Here is a 2,519-nt window from a genome sequence, read left to right as displayed (position 1 = left end):
ACGCTGACGGACGAGCCGCTGCTGGATGGCCGGACGGACAACTACCTCGCCGCCGTCGCCTTCAATATCACCAAGGCCGACGGCTTCAAGACGGGTCTGGCGTGGGTCGAGCTCTCCACCGGCAACTGTGTCGCCACCAGCGCATCGCAAGGCCAGGTGCTCGACGAGATCGCCCGCCTTCGCCCCGCCGAGATACTGGTCCCCGAACACGCCAGCGGCCAGCCGCACGAGATCGCCAAGGCGATCGAGGCCCTGGGAGTCAAGGCGATCACGCAGCGCCCCGGTTGGCAGTTCACCCAGCACCACGCCCGCGAGCAGGTGCAGAAGCAGTGGCAGGCCTCCACCACCGCGGGCTTCGGCTTTGCCGACGATGACCCCGGCGTCTTCGCCGCCGCCGCGGTGCTCTCGTATCTCGAAGAAACCCAGCGCGCTTCCATGGGCCACCTCCGCGCCCTCCGCCGCCATTGCGTGGACGATCACCTGATGATCGACCCCGCTTCGTGGCGGAGCCTCGAGGTCGATCGCACCGTCCGCAGCGGCGGCACCGAGGGGACGCTGCTGAGCGCCATCGACCGCACCCGCTCCGCCATGGGCGGGCGGCTGCTGCGCCAGTGGCTGCGCTCCCCGCTGCGCGACATCGAGCACATCGTCGCCCGCCAGGAAGCCATCGCGGCGCTGCTCGATTCCCCAGCGGACCTCAAGTTCGTTGTCACTGAGATGGACCGCGTCTGCGACATCGAGCGCATCGTGGCGCGGCTCGCGGTGAACCGCGCGAATCCGCGCGACCTTGCCGGCTTGGCGAAATGCCTCAGCGATCTCCCCCGAGCCGGCGGCCTCTTCGAGCGCCTCGAGAAACTGCCGAAGTTCAGCGAGGTCGCCCCCGAGCTGCTCTCGCTCAAACCCTTCTGCGCCGAGCAGGGCAAGTTCATCGCCTCCGCCATCCTCGCCGAGCCCGCGCCCCATCTCCGCGAAGGGGGCGTCATCGCCGACGGCTTCGATTCCGAGCTCGATCGCCTCCGCGACATCGCCACCAACTCCCAGGCGTGGCTCGCCAAATACCAGGCCCGCCTCGCCCAAGAGACCGGCATCGACCGCCTGAAGGTCTCCTACAACAAGGTGTTCGGCTACTACATCGAGGTCAGCAACGCGCACAAGGAGAAGGTGCCGGCCGCCTGGACCCGCAAGCAGACCACCACCAACGCTGAGCGCTACATTACCGACGAGCTTAAGACCTTTGAAGGCGACGCGCTGGGGGCGCGGGACAAGTCGATCGGGCTGGAGCAGACGTTGTTCGAGAATGTCCGGCAGACGCTTCTCCCCGCCGTCGCGCAGTTTCAAGAACTCGCCGCCGCGCTCGGCCGACTCGACGTCCTTGCCGGCCTCGCCGTCCTCGCGCAGGAGCGGCGCTACTGCCGTCCCGAGATCACCGACGAGCGCGTGCTCGAAGTTGTGGACGGCCGCCACCCCGTCCTCGACCAGCAGCTCGGCGCTGAGTTCGTCGCCAACGACGTCAAGTTTGGCGAGGCCGACACCCTCGCCCTCATCACCGGCCCCAACATGGCTGGCAAAAGCACCTACATCCGCCAGGTCGCCCTCTGCGTCCTGCTCGCCCAGGTCGGCTCCTACGTCCCCGCTAAAAGCGCCAAGGTCGGCGTCGTCGATCGCCTCTTCACCCGCATCGGCGCCTCCGACGAACTGCACTCCGGCCAATCTACCTTCATGGTCGAGATGACCGAGACCGCCAACATCCTCAACAACGCCACCGACCGGAGTTTAGTCGTCCTCGACGAGATCGGCCGCGGCACCAGCACCCTCGATGGCCTGAGCCTCGCCTGGGCCATCGCCGAGCACATTGCCAGCACCATCCGCTGCCGCACCCTCTTCGCCACGCACTACCACGAGCTCACCGACCTCGCCCAGCGTTTCAAGGGCGTGCGCAACCTCAACGTCGCCGTGCGCGAGTGGGAGGATCAGGTCGTCTTCCTGCACCGCATCGTCGAAGGCGGGACGGATCGCAGCTACGGCATCCACGTCGCGCGGCTGGCGGGCGTGCCTAAGGGTGTTCTCGAACGAGCGCGGCAGCTTCTGTCCGAACTGGCTGTCCATCACGTTTCGTTGAAGAAGGGCTTGAAGAATCGGAAGGTCGAGAACGATCTTCAGATGCCGCTCTTCGAAGACCCCAGCGTGGAACTCCTCAAGTCGCTGGCCGGCGTCAGCCTCGATTCGCTATCGCCGCTGCAGGCGTTCGAACTGCTGCGCGAATGGAAGGGGAAGTGGGGGAAGTGATCTCGGCGTAAAGGAGTCAGCCAGCTATAAGGCAGGGAGGCGAGAAAAAAGGTTTTTTTGGGGATGTTAAGCTAAATCTTTATTCCCATGGGGCTTGTAGGTTACGTTCAAACGCGCTTAAGATCATGGAACAACTGCGGTTCTTCAAGGGCTTGCCGAAGTAGCGTTTTCGTAGTCATTCTGAGCCATTTTCGTGCCGCACCAATATCGGGAATGATTTGATTGTCGCTAGT

Annotated in this window: 1 protein-coding gene; it reads left to right on the top strand. The window is 64.8% G+C overall.

The genetic code is table 11. The annotated features are described in order from the left end of the window. On the top strand, nucleotides 1-2,286 hold a 2,286-nt coding region (gene mutS, locus JWQ89_RS17280; RefSeq protein ID WP_299642985.1), incomplete at its 5' end, for a DNA mismatch repair protein MutS. Between the last annotated feature and the right edge of the window lie 233 nt (nucleotides 2,287-2,519).

This window comes from Devosia sp. (assembly GCF_028290645.1).
Classification (GTDB): domain Bacteria; phylum Pseudomonadota; class Alphaproteobacteria; order Rhizobiales; family Devosiaceae; genus Devosia_A.
This window is presented reverse-complemented; position numbering and strand designations above follow the sequence as displayed.